This is a genomic window from Streptomyces sp. cf386 (assembly GCF_900103585.1).
In the GTDB taxonomy this organism is placed as follows: Bacteria; Actinomycetota; Actinomycetes; order Streptomycetales; family Streptomycetaceae; genus Streptomyces.
Genome location: NZ_FNHV01000004.1, coordinates 494,194 through 514,736, shown reverse-complemented (window position 1 = coordinate 514,736; position 20,543 = coordinate 494,194). Strand labels below are relative to the sequence as shown.

Annotated in this window: 17 protein-coding genes and 1 pseudogene; 9 read left to right on the top strand and 9 right to left on the bottom strand. The window is 72.4% G+C overall.

The window, feature by feature from the left end:
- The first annotated feature begins 98 nt into the window (after positions 1-98).
- Genes BLU79_RS13450 through BLU79_RS13440 form a run of 3 tightly spaced genes read left to right on the top strand, consistent with a single transcriptional unit; the run spans position 99 to position 4,121 of the window.
- Positions 99-1,568, top strand: a complete 1,470-nt coding sequence (locus tag BLU79_RS13450) for a glycosyltransferase (RefSeq protein ID WP_093905934.1) — start codon at positions 99-101, stop codon at positions 1,566-1,568.
- A 5-nt stretch (positions 1,569-1,573) separates the two neighbouring features.
- Positions 1,574-2,899: a nucleotide sugar dehydrogenase gene (locus tag BLU79_RS13445; protein ID WP_093905933.1), complete on the top strand. Its 1,326-nt coding sequence runs from the start codon at positions 1,574-1,576 to the stop codon at positions 2,897-2,899.
- 55 nt (positions 2,900-2,954) lie between these two features.
- Positions 2,955-4,121 (top strand): glycosyltransferase family protein, encoded by a 1,167-nt coding sequence (locus BLU79_RS13440; protein ID WP_093905932.1) that lies wholly within the window; start codon positions 2,955-2,957, stop codon positions 4,119-4,121.
- A gap of 3 nt (positions 4,122-4,124) precedes the next feature.
- On the opposite strand, the gene BLU79_RS13435 is transcribed toward BLU79_RS13440, so the two are convergent.
- Positions 4,125-4,535 carry a VOC family protein gene (locus BLU79_RS13435; protein WP_093905931.1) on the bottom strand — a complete coding sequence of 137 codons (411 nt, stop codon included), beginning with the start codon at positions 4,533-4,535 and terminating at the stop codon, positions 4,125-4,127.
- Between the two features lie 306 nt (positions 4,536-4,841).
- On the opposite strand from BLU79_RS13435, the gene BLU79_RS13430 reads away from it, so the two are divergent.
- Positions 4,842-6,575, top strand: a complete 1,734-nt coding sequence (locus BLU79_RS13430) for a hypothetical protein (RefSeq protein WP_371131854.1) — start codon at positions 4,842-4,844, stop codon at positions 6,573-6,575.
- A gap of 3 nt (positions 6,576-6,578) precedes the next feature.
- Here the strand turns inward: BLU79_RS13430 and BLU79_RS13425 are convergent, their stop codons facing one another.
- Positions 6,579-8,678, bottom strand: coding sequence for a tetratricopeptide repeat protein (locus BLU79_RS13425; RefSeq protein WP_093905930.1), 2,100 nt, complete (start codon positions 8,676-8,678; stop codon positions 6,579-6,581).
- Positions 8,679-8,757: 79 nt separating this feature from the next.
- On the bottom strand, positions 8,758-9,219 hold the full coding sequence (locus tag BLU79_RS13420) for a PPOX class F420-dependent oxidoreductase (protein ID WP_093905929.1): 462 nt from the start codon (positions 9,217-9,219) through the stop codon (positions 8,758-8,760).
- 101 nt (positions 9,220-9,320) lie between these two features.
- Here BLU79_RS13420 and BLU79_RS13415 point away from each other — a divergent pair, with 101 nt between their 5' ends.
- The 3 genes from BLU79_RS13415 (at position 9,321) to BLU79_RS13405 (ending at position 12,592) form a co-directional block, all read left to right on the top strand.
- Positions 9,321-9,923 (top strand): TetR/AcrR family transcriptional regulator, encoded by a 603-nt coding sequence (locus BLU79_RS13415; protein ID WP_093905928.1) that lies wholly within the window; start codon positions 9,321-9,323, stop codon positions 9,921-9,923.
- Positions 9,920-11,293 (top strand): MFS transporter, encoded by a 1,374-nt coding sequence (locus tag BLU79_RS13410; protein WP_093905927.1) that lies wholly within the window; start codon positions 9,920-9,922, stop codon positions 11,291-11,293. The genes BLU79_RS13415 and BLU79_RS13410 overlap by 4 nt, the downstream gene beginning before the upstream one ends.
- A 66-nt stretch (positions 11,294-11,359) precedes the next feature.
- On the top strand, positions 11,360-12,592 hold the full coding sequence (locus BLU79_RS13405) for a serine hydrolase domain-containing protein (protein ID WP_093905926.1): 1,233 nt from the start codon (positions 11,360-11,362) through the stop codon (positions 12,590-12,592).
- Between the two features lie 159 nt (positions 12,593-12,751).
- Here the strand turns inward: BLU79_RS13405 and ribA are convergent, their stop codons facing one another.
- Positions 12,752-13,420 carry a GTP cyclohydrolase II gene (gene ribA / locus BLU79_RS13400; RefSeq protein WP_093905925.1) on the bottom strand — a complete coding sequence of 223 codons (669 nt, stop codon included), beginning with the start codon at positions 13,418-13,420 and terminating at the stop codon, positions 12,752-12,754.
- A gap of 41 nt (positions 13,421-13,461) precedes the next feature.
- On the opposite strand from ribA, the gene BLU79_RS13395 reads away from it, so the two are divergent.
- Complete coding sequence (locus BLU79_RS13395) at positions 13,462-14,250, top strand: creatininase family protein (RefSeq protein ID WP_093905924.1); 789 nt, start codon at positions 13,462-13,464, stop codon at positions 14,248-14,250.
- Positions 14,251-14,396: 146 nt separating this feature from the next.
- On the opposite strand, the pseudogene BLU79_RS48985 reads toward BLU79_RS13395, so the two are convergent.
- From BLU79_RS48985 to BLU79_RS13370, 5 genes and pseudogenes are all read right to left on the bottom strand, one after another.
- Positions 14,397-15,398, bottom strand: a pseudogene (locus BLU79_RS48985) (lysylphosphatidylglycerol synthase transmembrane domain-containing protein); the annotation flags it as partial.
- Between the two features lie 50 nt (positions 15,399-15,448).
- Positions 15,449-16,549: a class I SAM-dependent methyltransferase gene (locus BLU79_RS13385; RefSeq protein ID WP_093905922.1), complete on the bottom strand. Its 1,101-nt coding sequence runs from the start codon at positions 16,547-16,549 to the stop codon at positions 15,449-15,451.
- Entirely contained in the window at positions 16,546-17,724 is a 1,179-nt protein-coding gene (locus BLU79_RS13380; protein ID WP_093906045.1) for a glycosyltransferase family 4 protein, read from the bottom strand. The genes BLU79_RS13385 and BLU79_RS13380 overlap by 4 nt, the downstream gene beginning before the upstream one ends.
- 8 nt (positions 17,725-17,732) lie before the next feature.
- The gene (locus tag BLU79_RS13375) at positions 17,733-18,131 is read right to left on the bottom strand and encodes a 6-pyruvoyl trahydropterin synthase family protein (protein ID WP_093747920.1); all 399 of its coding nucleotides are present in this window, start codon (positions 18,129-18,131) and stop codon (positions 17,733-17,735) included.
- 151 nt (positions 18,132-18,282) lie between these two features.
- Complete coding sequence (locus tag BLU79_RS13370; protein WP_093905921.1) at positions 18,283-19,266, bottom strand: zinc-dependent alcohol dehydrogenase; 984 nt, start codon at positions 19,264-19,266, stop codon at positions 18,283-18,285.
- A gap of 108 nt (positions 19,267-19,374) precedes the next feature.
- Between BLU79_RS13370 and BLU79_RS13365 the strand changes: the two genes are divergently transcribed.
- Entirely contained in the window at positions 19,375-20,139 is a 765-nt protein-coding gene (locus BLU79_RS13365; RefSeq protein WP_093905920.1) for a CDP-alcohol phosphatidyltransferase family protein, read from the top strand.
- The last annotated feature ends 404 nt before the right edge of the window (positions 20,140-20,543 follow it).

Here is a 20,543-nt window from a genome sequence, read left to right as displayed (position 1 = left end):
CTCGACGGCTCGATCGCCCACGGGCGCTTTCAGCCGGTGTCGTCGGGACAGAGCCTGTTGGTGGGCACTCGCCCGGCGTTGCGGCCTACCTTTGCCGTATGTCGCGTATGTACCGCAATATCCCCCGCGCCCTCAGTCTGGCCGCCTCGGTGGCACTTGGCGAGCTGCGCCAGGATCCGGCACGGGCGGCACTGCTCGGTCTGCGTCTGCTGCCGGGGCGGGTCCGGCGGGGGGCGAGACCACTGGAGCGGCGGCTCGTCGGGCGGGCGCGCAGTGCGGGGCCGGGCGCGGTGCCGTCCGGTGCGCTGGTGCCCGCTCCCGTCGGTCGGCCGTTCCGTCCGGTGCCGGGGCGCGTGCTCCATCTGGTCACCAACGGGCTGCCGTTCCGTCACGCCGGTTACACGGTGCGCACACAGAAGCTGGCCGAGGCGCAGCTGGCGGTGGGCCTGGACCCGCATGTCGTGACCCGGATCGGCTTCCCGGTGACCGTGGGGGTGCTGGACGCGCGTCCGTCGCAGCGCGTGGGCGGGGTGCCGCAGCACCGGCTGCTGCCGTCCCGGCTGCCGTACGGGCAGGCGGCGGCACTGGCGCGCAACGCCGAACTGGCCGCCCGGCTGGCGGAACGGTTGCGGCCCGCCGTACTGCACGCGGCGACCGACCACGGCAACGGGCGTGTGGCGCTCGCCCTGCGAGAGACGTACGGGCTGCCGGTGGTCTACGAGGTGCGGGGCTTCCTGGAGGAGACCTGGCTGACGCAGGCGCCGGGTCGCGACCGGGACGACGAGACGTACCGGGCTCGGCGCGCCCTGGAGACGTTCTGCATGCGCGAGGCCGATCTGGTGCTGACGCTGGGCGAGGCGATGCGGGCCGAGATCGTGGGGCGCGGGGTGCCCGAGGAGCGCGTTCTCATCGTGCCCAACGCCGTGGACGACGCGTTCCTGGCCCCGCTGCCGGACGGGGCGCCCGTGCGCGCCCGGCTCGGGATCGCACCGGACGAGTTCGTCGTCGGCACGGTCGGCAGCCTCACCCCGCACGAGGGGATCGGCACATTGCTCCATGCGGGTGAAGAACTGCGGAGGCGCGGCGTCCCGCTGCGGTTGCTGATCGTCGGCGACGGACCGGAGCGGCCGGCGCTGGAGCGGCTGGCCTCCGAGCTCGGCCTGAACGACGGGGTCGCTCTGTTCACCGGCCGGGTACCGCACGCCCAAGTCCGGGATTTCCACGCCGTGTTGGACGTGTTCGCGGTGCCGCGCACCGACGAGCGGGTCTGCGAGTTGGTGACGCCCCTCAAGCCGGTGGAGGCGATGGCGAGCGGCATCCCGGTGGCCGCCAGCGATCTCGCCGCGCTGAGGGAACTGGTCGTACCGGAGGTGAACGGACGGCTAATTCCATGCAAATCGGCAAAATCCTGGGCTGATGAACTGGAAATGCTCATTTACAGTCAAAAGCAGCGGCTTGAGTGGGGAGCAGCCGCCCGCGCGATGGTCGCGCGTGACCGCACCTGGAAGCGGGTCGCCGCCACAACCTGTGAGGCGTACCGCGCACTTGGCTGCCTTGACGCGGGGTGAGTCGTATGCAGGTCGAACAGGCCGGACCGCTCGGGGAAGAGAGCGAACCGCTCGGGGAAGCAGAACCGCCCGATCACGTGGAACTCGCGGTGATCGGGCTCGGATACGTCGGACTGCCGCTCGCGCGTGAGGCCGCGTCGATCGGCCTGAGAGTCGCGGGCCTCGACCGCGACCCCCGGGTCGTGGAGGCGCTGAACACCGGGCACTCCCATGTCGACGACGTCTCCGACGAGGACGTCCGCCAGATGCGGACGGCCGGATTCACGGCGTACACGGACGACGCCTGTCTGGCCCGTGCGCAGACCGTGGTGATCTGCGTGCCGACCCCGCTCAGCGAGGACGGCGGCCCGGATCTCAGCGCGGTCAAGGCCGCGGTGCGCACGGTGGCGGGGCGGCTGCGGCCCGGCCAGCTGGTCGTGCTGGAGTCGACCACCTACCCGGGCACCACCGAGGAGGTCGTACGGCCGCTCCTGGAGGAGTCGGGGCTGCGCGTCGGCGTGGACATCGCGCTGGCCTTCTCACCCGAGCGCATCGACCCCGGCAACACCTCACACGGGCTGCGCACCACACCCAAGGTGGTCGGTGGCTGCACCGCGTCCTGTGCCGCGCGCGCGGTCGCCTTCTACGGCAAGCTCGTGGACACCGTCGTCCAGGCGAAGGGGACCCGCGAGGCCGAGATGGCCAAGCTGCTGGAGAACACCTACCGGCATGTGAACATCGCCCTGGTCAACGAACTGGCCGTGATCAGCCATGAGTTGCACGTCGACCTGTGGGACGCGATCCGCTGCGCCGGCACGAAGCCCTTCGGCTTCCAGGCGTTCCGGCCGAGCCCCGGGGTCGGCGGACACTGCATCCCCATCGACCCCAACTACCTGTCGTACAAGGTGCGTTCGTCGCTCGGCTACGAGTTCCGGTTCGTCGAACTCGCCCAGGAGATCAACCGGCGGATGCCCGAGTACGTGGTGCGCCGCGCCCAGGACCTCCTCAACCACGCCGGCCGACCGCTGCATGGCTCCCGGGTGCTGCTGCTCGGGGTCACCTACAAGCCGGACGTGGCGGACCAGCGGGAGTCGCCGGCGGTGCCGGTGGCCCGGCTGCTGCGGGAGCGGGAGGCGGAGGTCTCCTTCCACGACCCGCATGTGCGCCTGTGGTCCGTGGACGGGGCGGGTGTCCCGCGCGTCGGCGACGTCATGGCGGCGGTGCGCGAGCACGACCTGACGATCCTGCTCCAGGACCACTCGGCCTACGACCTGCCGGCGCTCGGCGACACGGCCCGGCTGCTGTTCGACACCCGGGGGCGGATCTTCCGGCCGGACGTCGAAGTGCTGTGACCGGCCCGGTCGTCAGGGCCATGGATCTCGGGGCAGTCGAAAGGTACGTGCACTGATGCGGATACTCGTCGTCACCGTCGTCCACCATCCCGAGGACGCCCGGATCCTGCACCGGGAGATCGCCACGCTGCGGGAACGCGGTCACCGCATCGTGTACGCGGCACCGTTCGCGGCCCGCGAGGTGGCGCCACGGCCGTACGTCGAGGGTGTGGACCTGCCCCGGGCCGTCGGCCGGGACCGCCGGGCGGCACTGCGCGCGGCCCGCGCCCTGCTCGCCGAGCGGGGACCCCAGGCGGACGTCGTCCTGCTGCACGACCCGGAGCTGCTGCTCGCCCTGCCCGGCACGCTGCGCCAATGGCGGCGCGCGGGACGCACCCCCGTCACCGTGTGGGACGTGCACGAGGACACGGCGGCGGCGCTGACGATGAAGCGCTGGCTGCCCCGACCGCTCCGGCCGCCGCTGCGGCTGGCCGTGCGCGCGGCGGAACGGCTGGCGGAACGGCAGCTGCGGCTGCTGCTCGCGGAGGACGCCTACCAGCGGCGTTTCCGCCGCCCGCATCCCGTGGTGGCCAACCTGACGACGGTGTCGCCCGAGCCGCCCGAGCCGCCGGGCGACGACCGGGTCGTGTATCTCGGACACCTGTCGCAGGCGCGGGGTGCGCCGGAACTCATCGAGGCGGCACGGCTGCTGGCGCCCGACTTCCAGGTCGAGGTGATCGGTGGGGCGGACCCCGACGTGCGGGGCGCGCTCACCGAGGCCGACCGCGACGGCGTGCTGCGCTGGCACGGGTACCTGCCCAACGACCGCGCCCTCGGCCTGCTCTCCGGCAGCCTGGCCGGTCTCTCCCTCCTGCGGGACCAGCCCAACTACCGCCATTCACGCCCTACCAAGGTGGTGGAGTACATGGCCCACGGCGTCCCCGTGGTCACCACCCCCACCCCGCTCGCGGCCGACCTGATCGAGCGCTACGGCTGCGGGCTCGTCGTCCCGTACGAGGATCCGGTCACCGCAGCACAGGCCGTACGGCATCTGCGCGCCGACCGGCTGATGCGCCGGCGAGCCGCCGTGCGGGGCTGGGAGGCGGCGCTCTCCGACCTCAACTGGGCGGACCGGGCGACCGAGTTCGTGATGTGCCTGGAGTCCTGGGTGAAGGAGGCGTCCGCTGCACAGGACGGCGACCCCGCGGCCAGCGTCCCGGGCGACCCGGCCCGCACGGCCTGACCCCTAGGCGTTGGACCAGCCCCTCCTGCACAGCACCAGCCGGTACCCGTCCGGGTCCTCGATCGTGACGCCCCACTCGTTCCAGTACGGGTTGGGCGACAGCACCCGCTTGCCACCATGCTCCTCAAGCCTGGCCACGAGGTCGTCCGGCACGGGACCGTCGACGTAGATGACGAGGAGGTCCTCCTCGGTCGGCCGGGGCTCGACCGGGTGGGCGGGTTCGTGGACGAGCTCCAGATGCCAGTCGGCGTCCGGCCACCCCAGCATCAGCAGGTCGTGCTCGCCGGGTTCCGGACCACCCACCGCTCGCCAGACGACACCGAGTCCCAGCCCTTCGACCCAGAACCGCTCCGCCGCGCCGAGGTCCCGGGACGGGCGGGCGATACGGATGTGACTGCGGCCGTTGACCGGCATGGCGACCCTCCAGGTGTTCTGCTGAGCGACGTTGATCCACTCGGCAGCGTAGGCAGCCGGCGCCCGCGGAGACCATCGGTCAACGGCCTTGGTCCCTGCGCCCTAAGCCCTGCCGACCTCGCCCACGCCCCGTTGACAGGGGACGTTTCGCGCAAGAACATCGGCCGGAACGAACGGAAAAGCCCAGTACAGCCCTGAGGGGGAGCTTCGCGCGTACCGGCCGGTTTCAGGGGCGGCCGGTACGCGCGAAGTGGCCGTTGACTATCGTTGCCCGATCACGTGAGCGGGTGCGAGAGGCGGGCGAGGGTGGCGGGGGCCGGGTGGATACGGGTGCCGGTCGGGGACGACTCGGCGCGATGGGCCACGCGGGGGCGAACGCGGAAAGTGCTCCTCGTCGTCCACAACGTGACCTCGGCGACCCGGCTGCTGGATGTGCTCCCGCTGTTCCACGACGACTTCCGGGTGCAGCTGCTCGCCACAAGCCCCGGGTCGTCGGCGTTCCGGGCGGGGATCGCGGAGTTGCTGGCGGACACGGGGGTGCCCGTGGTGCCGTGGGAGCAGGCGATCGGGACACCGGTCGCATTGGCACTGTCGGCGAGCTTCGGCGGTCAACTCCAGGCGTTTTCCGGTGTATTGGCCGTCTTGTCGCATGGGGTCGGATACACTAAAAAGCTCGGGACACCCGACACCCGACACCCGACGGTCGGCGAGCGGCAAACGGGGTCGGATCCGGTCTTCGGGCTGTCGCCGGAGTGGCTGCTCGACGAGACCGGCAAGCCGATCGTCGACAGTCTCGTCCTCTCCCATCCCGAGCAGTACGAGCGGCTGCGCACCGCCTGCCCCGAGGCCGCACCCTCCGCCGTGCTCGCCGGGGACCCCTGCTGGGACCGCATACTGGCGGCCCGCCCGTACCGCGAGCGCTTCCGCCGCGCCCTCGGTGTGGGCCGCGATCAGCGCCTGATCGTCCTCAACTCCACCTGGAACCCCGAGTCGCTGTTCGGCGACGGCGGCGGAGATGACGTACTCCCCTCCCTGCTCCCCCGTCTGACCTCGGAGTTCCCGGCCGACGAGTACCGTCTCGCGGCCGTGCTGCACCCCAACATCTGGCACGGGCACGGCCGCGGGCAGATCCGCGCCTGGCTGGACCGCGCCCGGCGTGCGGGCCTTGCCCTGATCGACCCCGTGGAAGGCTGGCGGCAGGCGCTGATCGCCGCCGACGCCGTGATCGGCGACCACGGCTCCGTCACCTACTACGCCGCCGCCCTCGGCACCCCGGTCCTCCTGGGCGCCGCACCCCTGGCCGGCCTCGCCCCCGACGCCCCGGTCCACGCCTTCGTACGCACGGCACCCCGGCTCGACCCGGCGCTCCCCTTGCGTCCCCAGCTCGACGCCCTCCTCGCCCACCATCAACCACCACCCGAAGCGGCCGAGTTCATCAGCTCCGTCCCCGGCGAGTCGGCAACCCGCCTGCGGCGCCTCTTCTACGACCTGATCGGCATCCCCGAGCCCGACGGCCCCGCCCGTCTCGAACCGCTCCCGTTGCCTCCGTACGGGCCGGCCGCGCACTCGGTGCCGCTGTGGGTGCTCACCCGGGTCCTGGGTTCCGGCGAGGTCGCGGTCACCCGGTACGCGGGCCCGCACCCGGCGCCGGACGACACCGGCGAGGCGCACACGGCCGTCCACGAGGACACCCGTGAGGTCGACCAACTCGCCCTGGCCGACGTGGTGTTCCGGTACGGGTCCGGCGACGATCCACGTTTCGGGTCCCCCGCGCACTGGACGGCGGAGGTCCTCGACCGGCATCCGCACTGCGCGCTCGCCGCGTACGTCACCGGGCCCGGGACCTGCGTGGTCCGCACCCGCGCCGGGGCGCTGCTACGGCTGGAGGGCGAGGCGGGCGCGGACGCCGATCCGGTGGTGTACGCCTCGGCCGTGCATGCGTGGCTGGGTGCGGGCAAGTCGCTGGAGGAGTGGGTCGGCCAGGGGCCGGCGGTCCGCACCGGTGCGACGGTCCACCCGGTGAGCGCCCATCGGATGTGACGGTCATTCCGGCGTGACGCACCGCTCCCGCAGCACGCGCAGCCGCGCCACGTGATACGCGGCGTTCTCCCGCCGCAGCGCCGCGAGCGCCTCGTCGATCAGTGGCAGCGCGGCGTCGGACTCACCCCCGTCGAGGAGGGTCTCGGCGAGGTCGGTGAGGGTGCGGGCGGTGTTGTAGGCCTCGCCGGTGTCCCGGAAGAAGCCCAGGGCGCGCTCCAGGCGCTCGGTCGCCTCGGCCCGGCGTCCCAGGCCGCGCAGGGCACGGCCCCGGTGGCGTTCCAGCAGGGCGCGGGCGCGCGGGAGGTCGGCGGCGCCCTCGCCGTCGGGGCCGATCGCGTCGAGGATGCCGTACGCCTCCTCGAAGCAGGTGTACGCCTCGGCGAACCGCCATTGCCGCAGCCGCAGCAGGCCCTGGAACTCGACGGCGGAGGCGTGGCCGCGCACATGTCCGGCGGTGCGTTCGTCGCGGGCGGCGGCGAGCGCCTCGGGTTCGGCCTCGTCCCAGCGGCGCAACTCGGTGAGTGTGTGGGCCAGTTGGGCGTGCAGCGAGCCGGCCGCGCGGGTGCCGGGGACCTGTTCGTCGGCGATGCGCGCTCCGGCCCGGAGCGCGGGCAGCAGCACCTCGTGGTGGCCGGCCTTCAGCTGGAGCGGCCACAGGGAGCGGCAGATCAGCAGCGCGGTGTCCCGGTCGCGGAACTCCTCGGCCGCGTGCACCGCCTCGACCAGGCCGGGCGCCTCCGCGGCGAGGGCGGCGACGGCCGCACCCCGGTCGGGGAAGGTGACCGGTGAGTCGGCGGACGGCACGCGCCAGCTCTCCGGAAGGGCCGCGCGGGCCGCGCCGACGGCCAGGTCGCGGTAGCCCTCGACGACCCGGGCGACGGCCGCCGAGCAGGCCGGTATGCCGTCGACGGTGGCCGCCGTGCGCTCGGCGTGGGCGCGGACGGAGGGGCGGTAGCGGTAGCACCCGCTGTCGGTGCGTTCGACGAGCAGCGCGTCGGCGAGGTCCTCCAGGAGCCCGGCGGCCACTGTCTCGTCGAGGTCCGCGGCGTGTGCGGCGGCTCTGGCGTCGAGGGCGGGCCAGTCGCGCAGACCGGCGAGACGGTAGAGGCGGGCCGCGTCCGGCGTGAGCGCGCGGTAGGCGTCGTCGGCGGCGGCGTGGACCGGGTCGGTGTCGGGCACGGCGGGGGCCTCCTGGCGCTGGGGCGGGGAGGTCAGACGGGGTGCGGCGGCGCGCAGGGCGTAGGGCGAACCGGCGCAGCGGTCGAGGACGGCGGGGAGCGTGCTGCGGGCCGCGCCGATCGCCGGTTTGCCGACCAGTTCGGTGAGCAGCCGTGTGGCGTCGCGGCGGGCCAGCGGGCCGACGGGGATCCTCAACGCGTCGATTCCGGTGAGGGGTCGGCGGGCGACGAGGATCGTGAACGCGTCGGGCGCCGAGGTCAGCAGCGGGCGCACCTGCGTGGCGGACCGGACGTGGTCGAGGACGAGGAGCAGCCGCCGGTCGGCCAGACAGCGCCGGAAGAGGTCGGCACGGTCCATGGCGGCCGGCGGTATCTCCTCGTCGGGCAGCCCGAGTCGGCGCAGGAGGGTGCCGAGGGCGGCGTCGGGGGTGAGGGCGCCCAGGTCGGCGTACAGCTGTCCGTCGGGGAAGCGGGCGGTCTGTCGCCAGCCCCAGTGGAGGGCGAGGGTGCTGGTGCCGATGCCCTGGGGGCCGTGGAGGAGGGCGAGTCTCGGGCGTCCTTCGAAGGGCCGGACGGCTTCCTCGTCGAGGAGTTTCAGGGCCTGCTGACGGTCCGTGAAGAAGCGTGGTGCGGTGGGCAGACACGGACGGTCGAGGGAGTCGGGCGCCCCGGGGAGCCGTACGCCTCGTGCGAACCGGTCCCAGGACCGGGCAAGGTGGGGATCCGCTCGGACACGCTCGTGCACCAGACGGGCCACGTCGTCCAGTTCGCCCGGTGTGGTGGGCGCGGTGACCTCGCGTCCGGCGATACGGCGGACGAGCCCGCCCGCCGTCTCCCAGGCCCACTTGCCGGCTTCGTTCGCCATGCCCGATCCGACCGCTCCGAGGACCGCCGCGATCGCGCCCAGCGAGATCGGATCCACCATGCCGCGCACTCCCCGTCCCTGTCTCCGCGTCGCTCCCAGTGGATCAACCCTAGCGGCCGATCAGGGAGGTGACGGAGAGTCAGCCCCGGTTGTCGACTCGCGGAATCCCGTACGCCCGCTCCACCCGCAACCGCAGCACCAGCCGCCGGTCCCGGACCATCGCCGCCCGGAAGTCCTCCCAGTCGGGATGTTCGCCCAGGACGTCCCGATAGAGACGGACGAGTTCGTCGACCGTCGCGTCGTACGGGTCCTGCGCGACCGGCGTGAGGTCGGCCGTGCCCTCGGCCACGACGTAGGCCCGCCGGTCCGGGGTCGTGACGTGGTACGACACCCTCGGGTCCCGGCGCAGATTGCGGGTCTTGGCGCGGTCGTCGGTGATCGACACGCGGATGGTCCGCTCGTCGGGGTAGTAGGCGTGGCTGACGTTCGACAGCTGCGGCCGGCCGTCGCGTTTGAGGGTGACCAGCACCCCGCCGTGGCCCTCGGCAAGCAGGGCGAGCAGCGCATTCTGGGTGGCGTTCCCGGTGGCGTCCTGAGTCATGCCTGGATCAACCCTGGCGAGCAGCGCGCACATTCCCTCCCGGCCCTCCTTCCCGAACACTTTCGTAGACACTGTCTACTCGATCATGGTAGACAGCGTCTATGCCTTCTGCGCAGGAACCCGATCACGAACCCGATACAGGGCTGCGGGCCCGACTCGTCGACGTCGGTGTGGATCTCGTCGCCCGGGAGGGCGCCCAGGCGCTCACCCTGCGGGAGATCGCCCGCCGGGCAGGCGTCTCGCACGGCGCCCCGCGTCGCTACTTCCCCACCCACCTGGAACTGCTCTCGGCCATCGCGCGCCGCGGCTTCGAGGAACTCGCCCGTCGGGCAACGGTGGCCATCGGCGACAGCAGGGCGTCCGGCCCTCGGGCGCAGCTGACCGCGCTCGGCCGCGGCTACCTGGAGTTCGCTCTCGGCAACCACGGCATGTACGAGCTGATGTTCCGTCACGATCTGCTGGAGAGCGGGCACTTGGGTCTGCGTGACACCAGCCTTCCCCTCTTCGGCAGCCTGGTGGACCTGGTGGGCCAGGTGCGCCCCGACGCCGACGCCCGGCTCGTCGCGGGCGCGCTGTGGGCCAACCTGCACGGCATCGCCCAGCTGTGGGCCTGGGGCAGTCTCCAACTCGCCACGGGCGGCGACGACTTCGTACCGCTTCTGGAGTCGGCCCTGGACGCACACCTCGGGCGGGAGGGCGAGTGAACGCGCGGCTCACCCTCGCGGGCAGCGTCGTCGGAGCCGTGATCGTCGCGCTCGACGGCACCGTCCTGACCGTCGCCCAGCCCGCCCTGCGGCGCGACCTCGGCGCCTCCTTCGCTCAGGTCCAGTGGACCAGCACCGGCTATCTCATCGCGGTGGCGAGCCTGTTGGTGTTCGCCGGGCGGCTCGGCGACCGGTACGGCCACCATCGGGTCTTCGGTATCGGCATGCTCGGGTTCGGAGCCGCGTCGGCGGGGATCGCCCTGGCGCCCGGGGTCGGCTGGGTCATCGGACTACGGGTCGTGCAGGGCGTGTTCGGGGCACTGCTGCAACCGGCCACGCTGGGAATGCTGCGGGCCGCGTTTCCGGCCGACCGGCTGCGGACGCCGATCGCCGTGCGGACGGCCGCGATCGGAGTGGCGGCGGCTGCCGGGCCGGTCGTGGGCGGGGTGCTGGTGGGCGGGCCCGGCTGGCGGGCCGTGTTCCTGCTGAATGTCGTCCCGGCCGTCGTCTTCGGCGGGCTCGCCCTGACCGTACGGCCCTCGCGCTCGGCCTCCCCTGCCCGGCTGGACATACCCGGAGCCCTCCTTCTCGCGGTGTCCCTGGCCTGCCTGGTCCACGTCCTCGTCGCACGGCCGGGGTGGGTCTGGACCGCCGCGATCGCCACGACCGCCATGGTCACCGGTGTCGCCTTCGTCCGGCACGAGCGCCGGAGCGTGAGCCCCCTTCTACCGGCCGACGTCATCGGCTCGCCGGCGGTCGGCTCGGCGCTCGGCATGCTGGTGGCCGCTTCGGCGGCGCTGTCCGGGAGCCTCTTCGTCGGCACGTTCCTCCTGCAAGGCCCGCTCGGCCTGGACCCGTTCCACAGCGCCCTCGTCAGCCTTCCGCTGGCCGCCCTGATGGTGCTCGCGGCGCCCTCGTGCGCGGTGCTGGTGCGCCGGTTCGGCGCCCGGCGTACGACCACGGCGGCGATGGCGGTCCTCGCGCTCGGGATCCTCGTCCTCTCCCGCGCTTCGGCCGTGCCCGCCGTCTGCGCGGGGTTCGCCCTGGTCGGAGCCGGGTTCGGCACGGTGATGGTGGCGGCGACCCATGTCGTCGTACGGGAGGCCGCCGTCGAGTCCGCCGGGGTGGCGGGCGGGTTGCAGCAGACCGCGATGAACGTCGGGCCGGTGCTGGGCGTGGCCGCCGCGACCGCGCTCATGGGAGCGGGCGGTCACCCTGAGCTGCCGCTCGGTGTCCTCGCCGCGCTCACCCTGGCCGGTGCGGTGCCGGGCCGGGCCCTGCCGGGACGGACCGGCGAGGGAGGCCGGACGCACACAATCGACGATCATGGCCAATCAAAGGACCGTACACGTGTTCCTGAGCGACGATGAGGTCAGAGGCCGTTCCCGCGGGGTATGCCGGAGCGCACCCTCGTCGTACGTATTCGGAGGAGAGCGATGGCACTGCTGACACAAGAGGTCGACCCGAGTGAGGTCGGACTGGACGCGAAGGCACTGGACCGCCTCGACCAGTACTTCGCCCACTACGTCGACGAGGGGCGGCTGCCCGGCTACCTGGTGTCCGTCGCCCGCGGTGGACGCGTCGCCCACCTCACCGCGCACGGCCACCGGGACATCGCGGCCGGGCTGTCCGTCGGGGCCGACACACTGTGGCGGATCTACTCCATGACCAAGCCGGTCACCTCGGTCGCCGCGCTGCTGCTGGTGGAGGAGGGCAAGCTGTCGCTCGACGACCCGGTCGGCCGCCATCTGCCCGCCTTCGCCGAGCCCCGGGTGTACGTCAGCGGATCCGGCGCCGGCGCCGTGACCCGCCCCGCCGACGGGCCGATAACCGTCCGGCACCTGATGACCCACACCGCCGGACTGACCTTCGCCTTCTACCACACGCATCCCGTCGACGCCCTCTACCGCGACGCCAACCTGGAGGCCGCGGTGGTGCCGGGCTCCGACCTGGCCGAGACGGTCGACGTGTACGCGAGCCTGCCGCTGCAGTTCGAGCCGGGAACGCAGTGGAACTACTCGGTCGCCACCAATGTCCTGGGCCGGGTCATCGAGGTCGTGTCCGGGCAGCCGCTCGACGCGTTCTTCGCGGAGCGGATCTTCAGGCCGCTCGGGATGACCGACGCCGGGTTCTGCGTCAGCGACGAACAGGCGGGCAGGCTCGCGGAGTTGTACGGCGAGACCGAGGGCGGCGGTATCGAGCCGATCCCCGGCCTCCCGCTGCGCGGCCGGCCCCGCTTCCTGTCCGGCAGCGGCGGCATGGCGGCCTCCGCACACGACGTCCACCGCTTCATGGAGCTGCTGCGCCGCCGCGGCGAACTCGACGGCACCCGTCTGCTGGCCCCCGCGACCGTGGACCTGATGACGTCCAACCAGCTCCCGGGCGGCGCCGACCTGCGCGCCTTCGGCAGCCGTCCCGCGCATGACGAGTCCGGCAACGACGGCCTCGGCTTCGGCCTCGGTGTCTCCGTGGTGATCGACCCGACCCGCACCAAGGCACCGGCCGGCCTCGGCACTTACGGCTGGAGCGGGGTGGCGACCACGACGTTCTTCGTCGACCCGGGCCGCGACCTGACGGTGCAGTTCATGACGCAGGTACGGCCGAGGACCTCACACACCATGTTCCAGGACCTGAAGCGCCTCATGCACGAGGCGGTAACCGGCGACTGAGATCGGTCACACGCCCTCGCGTGCGTGTTCACCGGCGCACCTCCCGGATGCCAACGGTTCGGCCGCGCCCCCAAGGGGCGCGGGACTGTGTCGACATGCGGCTCCGCCGCGGGGCGCGACCAGCCACGACGGCGCCGCAGACAACCGATGACACAACAGTCAGGACAGATGGGCCACCGCATCCAGATGCGGCAGGTGATGATCGAGCCGCTCCCGCTTGGTCCGCAGATAGGTGATGTTGTTCTCGCACGGCGGGATCAGCAGCGGAACCTGCTCGGCCACCTGGATCCCGTGCCGCACCAACGCCTCCCGCTTGCGCGGGTTGTTCGACATCAGCCGGACGGAGTCGACGCCCAGGTCGTGCAGGATCTCGGCGGCGACACCGTAGTCGCGGGCGTCCACCGGCAGGCCGAGCGCGAGGTTGGCCTCGACGGTGTCCAGTCCCTCCGCCTGGAGGGCCATCGCGCGCAGCTTGGCGAGCAGACCGATGCCACGGCCCTCGTGGCCCCGCAGATAGACGACGATGCCGCTGCCTTCGGCGACGACCGCGCGCAGGGCCGAGGCCAGCTGGTCGCCGCACTCGCAGTGCTGGGAGCCGAACGCGTCACCCGTCAGGCACTCGGAGTGCAGCCGGGTGAGCACGTCCTCCGTGCCGATCTCGCCGTAGACGAGGGCGACTTGCTCGTCACCGCGGTCGTGGTCGAGGTAGCCGATCGCGCGGAATTCCCCGTACACGGTGGGCAAGGGGGCATTCACCACGCGTTCCACGCCGGAACGCTGCGTCCGCGGTGCGGACTTCTTGCCGAGGACACCAATTTTTTCTGTCATGATTCTTCAGATCCTAAGCAGAGACGAAAGGCCGGAAAAAGATGAGTGATTCGCAGACGCAGCCGGCGGCGCACTCGCTGGTGCCGGCGGACACCACCGAAGACGTACGGACGCGGGGAGCGGGCGTCTCACGACAGGTCGCGGTCCTGCCCGTCGGGAGCTTCGAGCAGCACGGCGCGTTCCTGCCGCTGGCGACCGACACGCTCGTGGCCTGCGCCATCGCGCGCGAGATCGCCGCCACACACCCGGTGCACCTCCTTCCACCCGTGACGATCTCTTGTTCGCACGAGCACGCGGCCTGGCCGGGGACCGTCAGCATCTCCTCCGTGACCCTTCATGCGGTGATACGGGACATAGCGGCTTCACTCCGCCGATCGGGCGTCGACGCCCTGGTGCTCGTCAACGGACACGGCGGAAACTACGTACTGGGCAATGTCGTTCAGGAGTCCTCCGCGCGGGGCGAGCGAATGGCACTTTTCCCGGCCCCGGAGGACTGGGAGGCGGCGCGGGAGCGGGCGGGAGTGGAGACCTCGCTGCTCACCGACATGCACGCGGGGGAAATTGAGACCTCCATCCTTCTGCACACTCATCCCGAATTGATCCGACCCGGTTATGAGACTTCCGATTTCGTGGCGGACGACCGCCGTCATCTCTTGACCCTCGGTATGTCCGGCTATACCGATTCGGGGGTCATAGGCCGTCCTTCACTGGGTTCTGCGGAAAAGGGGAAGCGCCTGCTGGCGAGCCTCGCGGATTCCTTCGGCGCGTATGTGTCACTGCTGACCTCCGCGGACGATTCCGTACGGGACACAGGAGACGCAAGGGCGTAGCGGTCGGGTTCCGGGGCCGCCTCGGTGACGGCGGTCCCGGAGCCGGCGCGCAGGCCGGTGTACCAGCGGGCGACGAGGACGAGGACGCCGGGCAGGGCGGCCACGAAGCTGAGCACGCCGTACACGACGGAGACGGCCAGTCCGCTGCCGGCGCCCAGTCCGGCCGCGCCGAACGCCCAGGCGGTGACGCCCTCCCGGGGGCCGAAGCCGCCTACGTTCAGGGGCAGGCCCATCGCGAGCAGGGCGAGCACGGCGAGCGGCAGCAGGACGGCCACGGAGGCGGTGGTGCCGGCGACCCGGGCGGCGAGCACGAACGTCGCGAGGTGGCCGGCGAGAACGATGGCCGAGGAGACGGCGACACCGGGCCCGTTGCGACGGGACAGCAGGGCTTCCCGCGCCTCGGCGAGCGTGCTGCGCAGCGCCGTCAGGTTCGACCGGTCACGGCGGGACGGCGCACGGTTCATGCGCACGGCGGCCACGACGGCGAACGCGCCCGCCGCGGCGAACAGCAGGACGGGCGTGAGGTCGCGGGCCTCGTTCAGCACCGGGGACGGCATGGTCAGCAGGACGACGACGCCGACGGCCGCGAGCGCGACCTGACCGGCCGTCCGCTCCAGCACCACCGAGCGGACACCGCGTCCCAGGTCACCGGTGCTCTGCCCGTGTCGCACCGCCCGGTGGACGTCCCCGAGGACTCCGCCGGGAAGGGCCGCGTTGAGGAACAGGGCACGGTAGTAGTCGGCGACGGCCGACCCGAGAGGCAACCTGATGCGCAGTCCGCGCGCCACCAACTGCCAACGCCACGCGCTGAACACGGTGGTCACGAGCCCGATTCCGAGCGCCCCCGCCAGCGCCGCCCCGTCGATCCGCCGCAGGCCGTCGAGGAAGACACCGGTTCCGAGCCGCCAGAACAGCACCACGAGGATCGCGATGCCGACCACCGTGCCCAGGTGGGTGCGGACGGTGGGCGTGTTGAGGCGGGACAGGACGGCGCGGAGGGAAGTACGCAGGGGCGTGCGGGGGCGCGGTGCGCCGGGGGTGGCCGCAGCCGGGCGGGGCTCGGTGACGATGACACCGATGCGGGAGGGGGAGACGGCTTCGGGCTTGGGTGCCGGCGGGGCGACGGGGGCGGCGGGGGCCAGGACCATGGCCTCGCCCACAGCCGACCCCTCGATGACCCTGGCCACCGTCTCCACGCTCATGACGCTCCGCCCGTCGGGCGGCACAGTGCCAGCAGGTCGCTGTGGTGAACGACGACCTGCAGCTCACCGGCCCGGCAGGCGGCGAGGCGCTCGCTCAGGTAACGGTCGGCGCGCTCGCGCAGTTCGGGTCGTTCCTCGACCGCCGCGCCGACCCAGCCGCGCAGCCACTGGGCGGTGAGCGCCGACTCGCCGGGGCCCAGCCGCCAGGGGCTCGGGTGCACCTGGACGGTCGCGCCGTGCTCGGAGAAGGCCTCGGCCGCCGCGGTGATCGCGTCCGGGCCCAGCAGACCCGAGCGCCGCTGATGGGCGTTGAACGCCTCGGCGATCTCCGCGTCCAGCGGGTCGGACGGGGTGAACTCGACGCGGCCCGCGACGGAGAGCGTCAGCAGCGCCGGGCAGCCCGCGCCGGCACAGGCGGCGGCGAGCGTGTCGATCTCCTCGCGGGTGAGGACGTCGAGCAGCGCGGAGGCCGTCACCAGCGAGGCGCCGAGGAGGGCGTCCGGGGTGAGGCGGCCGATGTCGCCACGGCGCGTCTCGACCGTGACACGGCTGCCGTCGGCGGAGGAGCGCGGGGAGGCCACGGCGGCGAAGTGCAGGAGGTACGGGTCGCGGTCGTGCAGGACCCAGTGCTGGGCGCTGTCCAGGTGGGGCGCGAGCCAGCGGCCCATGGAGCCGGTGCCGCAGCCCACGTCGTGGATGACCAGGCCGGCCTTTCCGGGCAGGTTGGCGAGCCGGATCCGCAAGGGGTCGAGCAACTCGTGCGCCCGCGCGGCGGCGTCGGCGCCCTCACGCAGCTCCAGCCACTCGGGGGCGTAGCGGGGCGGGTCGTCGGGCCCGGCGTCCCGGAGGCGTACGGTGGCCCGCTCACCGGGACGGAAGCCGGGACCCGCGCCGAGGATCACGGCGTCGGCGTCGGACTCGGCCGGTACGGACACACCGCTCATGTCGCCCCCTGCTGAAACGATCCCGCTCTGCGGCGGGGCAACCGCCCCGCCCTCCGGCCCCCGTCGCGTCGAGTCGGCGGCGTCGGTGGCGTCCCTCGGTCCCGGCTGGGCCGGAATCGTCACCTCGCTCTGTGTCGTCGCTGTCTTCCTCATGCCGCCCTCCGGGGTTCGCTCGGCAGTCGGCCCAGTACCGCGGCCAGGCTGCGGGCCGTGCCGGCCCAGCCGTTCAGGGCGGCCCGGCGTCCCCGGGCCGCCGCCTTCAGTCGGCGTCGTACGTCGGCCTCGCCGAACCAGCCGCGCAGTTCGGCGGCGATCGCGGCGGGGTTCTCCGGCGGGACGAGGATGCCGGGAACGCCGCCGTCGGGGGCCACGCCGACCGCCTCCGGGACGCCGCCGACGTCCGACGCCAGCACGGGGATACCGCGCGCGAGGGCTTCCGTCACCGCCATGCCGTACGTCTCCGCGTAGGAGGTGAGCACCATGAGGTCGGCGGCGTTGTAGCTGGCGTCCAGTTCGGCGCCGGCCTGCGGGCCCGCCAGGATCAGCCGGTCCTCGAGGCCGTGCTTCGCGATCAGGGACCGCAGTGCGGCCACGTAACCGGGGTCCTGGTTCAGCCCGCCCACGCACAGGCAGCTCCACGGCAGGTCGGTCACCGTGGCCAGTGCCTCCACCAGCCGGTGCTGTCCCTTGCGCGGCGTCACGGCGGCCACGCACAGCAGCCGCGACACCCCGTCGGTGCCGGACGCGAGGGGCGCGATGTCGGCGCCGGGGGCGGCGGCATGGACCCGGTCGGGGGCGAGCCCGTGGTGGGAGACCAGGCGGCGGACCGCCCAGTCGCTGGTGGCGATGACCGCGGGGACGGCGCGCAGCACCGTGCGTTCCCGGGCGTCCAGCTCCGCGGCGACGGCGGGCTCCAGCCCCGTCTCGTCGCCGAGCGGAAGGTGGACGAGGACGGCGAGACGCAGCCGTTCCGCCTCGGGGACGATGATCTCCGGGACGCCGCAGGCGACCAGTCCGTCCAGCAGGACGACCGTGCCGTCCGGGAACTCCCGCAGCGTGCGGGCGAGTTCCGCACGGGCCGCCGCCCCGGGCCGGGGCCAGCTGCCGTCGACCGCGTGCTTGTGCACCTGCCAGCCGAAGCCGGGCAGGTCCAGACTCACGCGCCGGTCATAGGCGTTGCCCCCGCTCGGCGCGGCCTGGTCGTCGACGCCGCCCGGCATGACGAAGTGCACGGAGCTGAGGGACATGGGGATGATCTCGGCGTTCTTCAGGACGGAGTGCTGCACGGGCACATAGCCGAGCGTGGCCGGCCCCGTCTTTTCCATCATGGTGTCGGTCACAGCGCACGCTCGTAACTCGCCCACGCGACATGCGACTCGTGCAGCGTGACGGTGAGGCCCGCGAGACCCTTGGCGCCCTCGCCCAGCGCGCCCTTCTCGATCCGCTCGGCCAGCCGGTCGGCGATGACCTTGGCCAGGAACTCGGTGGAGGTGTTGATCCCGGCGAAGTCGGGCTCGTTGTCGAGGTTTCTGTAGTTCAGCTCGCCGACGACGGCACCCAGTTCCCGCGTGGCCAGCCCGATGTCGACGACGATGTTGTCGTCGTCCAGCTGCTCACGCCGGAACGTGGCGTCCACCAGGAACGTCGCTCCATGCAGGCGCTGCGCGGGTCCGAAGACGTCGCCGCGAAAGCTGTGGGCGATCATGATGTGATCGCGGACGGTGATGCTGAACAACGGACGACCCTCCAGGTGCGGTGCGCTCCTCATCCCCGCTGATCGATGCCGGGGATGTTGTGTAGTACGGCTCTTCGCTTCCCCGCGTTCAGCCGTCTCTCACTCTTTTCTCAGGTCAGGCGCTCTTGTCGTCCGGGAATGAACGAGTCCGTCAGGGCGTGTCCGCGTAGCTGACGCGGTGACAGAGCGCCGGGATCTCCCCGGAGGCGAGCTTCGGCATCACCTCGGGCAGCTCGGCGAAAGCGCTCTCCCCCGTGACGAGCGCGTCAAGGGCGGGGTCGGCCAGCAGTTCGAGGGCCAGGGCGAGCCGGTCGGCGTAGGTGCGGCTGGCGCGGCGGGCCGGAGAGACGGTGCCGACCTGGCTGCTGCGCAGGACGAGCCGCCGGGAGTGGAAGGCCTCGCCGAGCGGCAGACTGATCTGCCGGTCGCCGTACCAGCTGAGTTCGAGGACCGTGCCCTCGGCGGTGAGCAGTTCCAGGGACCGGGTGAGGCCCTGCTCGGTGGCGCTGGCGTGGACGACCAGGTCGCACTCGCCGAGCGCCTCCTCGGGCGAGGCGAATCCGATGCCGAGGGCCTCGGCGACCTCGGCCCGGCTCGGATCGGCGTCGACCAACTGGATCCGTACGCCCGGGAAGCGGGCCAGCAGGGCGGCCACCGAGCAGCCGACCATGCCGCCGCCGACCACGGCGATCCGGTCGCCGACCAGGGGAGCCGCGTCCCACAGGGCGTTGACGGCGGTCTCTACGGTGCCGGCGAGGATCGCGCGTGCGGCGGGCACGTTGTCCGGTACGACGGTCACGGCGCTCGCGGGGACGACGTAGCGCGTCTGATGCGGGTACAGGCAGAAGACCGTACGGCCGACGAGTTCAGCCGGCCCCTCCTCCACCATCCCGACGCTGAGGTAGCCGTACTTCACCGGTGCGGGGAACTCGCCCTCCTGGAACGGCGCCCGCATGGCCGCGTGCTGGCTCTGCGGGACGCCGCCGCGGAACACGAGTGTCTCCGTGCCCCGGCTGACCCCGGAGTACAGCGACCGCACCAGCACGTCGTCCTCGCCCGCTTCCGGAAGGGTGACCTCCCGGAGTTCTCCTTCACCCGGAGAGCTGAGCCAGAACGCACGTGCGGTGCGGTTCATCAGAATCCTCCTGAACGATCGTGAAGCTGTGCACGTACCGAGGAGTGCACAGGTCGCGCACAGTACGCGGCCTTGATCGACTCTGTCATCTGGCCGGAGGAATGTGCGGTGGCCCTGAACAACACTTACGACGCGAGGCTGGTCCAGCAGGAGACCGCTGTGGGAGCGGGCGTGCAGATCCTGTTGCTGGCCCTGCTCGGATCGGCGATCGGCATGGGGCCGGCGGGCTTGCTGACCGGCCTCGTCTTCGCCATCGCCACCTGGGCGCTGCTCTCGCTGGCCCTGCACCGGTCCCGGCTGCGCTCCTTCGGTCCGGCCAACCGGGTCACCCTGGGGCGCGCGACGCTGGTGGGCGGTGTCACGGCGCTGGTGGCGGACTCCTTCTTCCAGAGCTCACTGCCCGTCACGCTGTTCGTGGGCCTGACGGCGGTCGCCCTGATCCTCGACGGCGTGGACGGCAAGGTGGCCCGCCGCACCGGCACGTCCACCGCCCTGGGCGCACGCTTCGACATGGAGGTCGACGCGTTCCTGATCCTCGTGCTGAGCGTGTACCTCTCGATGTCGCTGGGCCCCTGGGTCCTTCTCATCGGCACCATGCGCTACGCCTTCGTCGCCGCCGCCCGCGTCTGGCCCTGGCTGAACGCGCCGCTCCCGCCGAGCACGGCCCGCAAGACGGTCGCCGCGATGCAGGGCGTGTTCCTGCTGCTGGCCGCGTCCGGCTACCTCCCGTTCGCGGCGACGTTCGCGGTCACCGGGGTGGCTCTGGCGGCGCTGGTCTGGTCGTTCGGCCGGGACATCCTGTGGCTGTACCGGACGTCGAGGACGGAGAAGGTCGTCTCGGTTCCTGAGGTGCGGGAGCTGGTGGCGTCCTGAAGGTGGTGAGCCGTCAAGCGGGAGGGGGTGGTTGCGGTGGGGATGCCTGCGGCGCCTGTGCGGGTTTGGTGGGGGTACGCGTAGCGCCTGCGGATGTGTGGTGGGTCGGGGCCGCGTCGGGGGCGACTGCGGCACGCGCGGGTACACGCCGTCCCCGCTGTATCGCCTTCGCGCCGTACGCGACTGCCGCGCCGAAGGGGTACGCGCCAACCCCACGCCGGATCGCCTTCCCGCCGTACGCGACTGCCGCGCCACAGGGGTACCTGTCACTCCCAACGCCGGATCACCTCAGCGCCGTACGCGACTGCCGCGCCGAAAGGGTACGCGCCATCTCCGCCAGGTCGCTGGTCGCTGGTCGCTGCAGCCTGCGTAGCTGCGGGCAGTCGTGCCGCTGGGGCGGCACG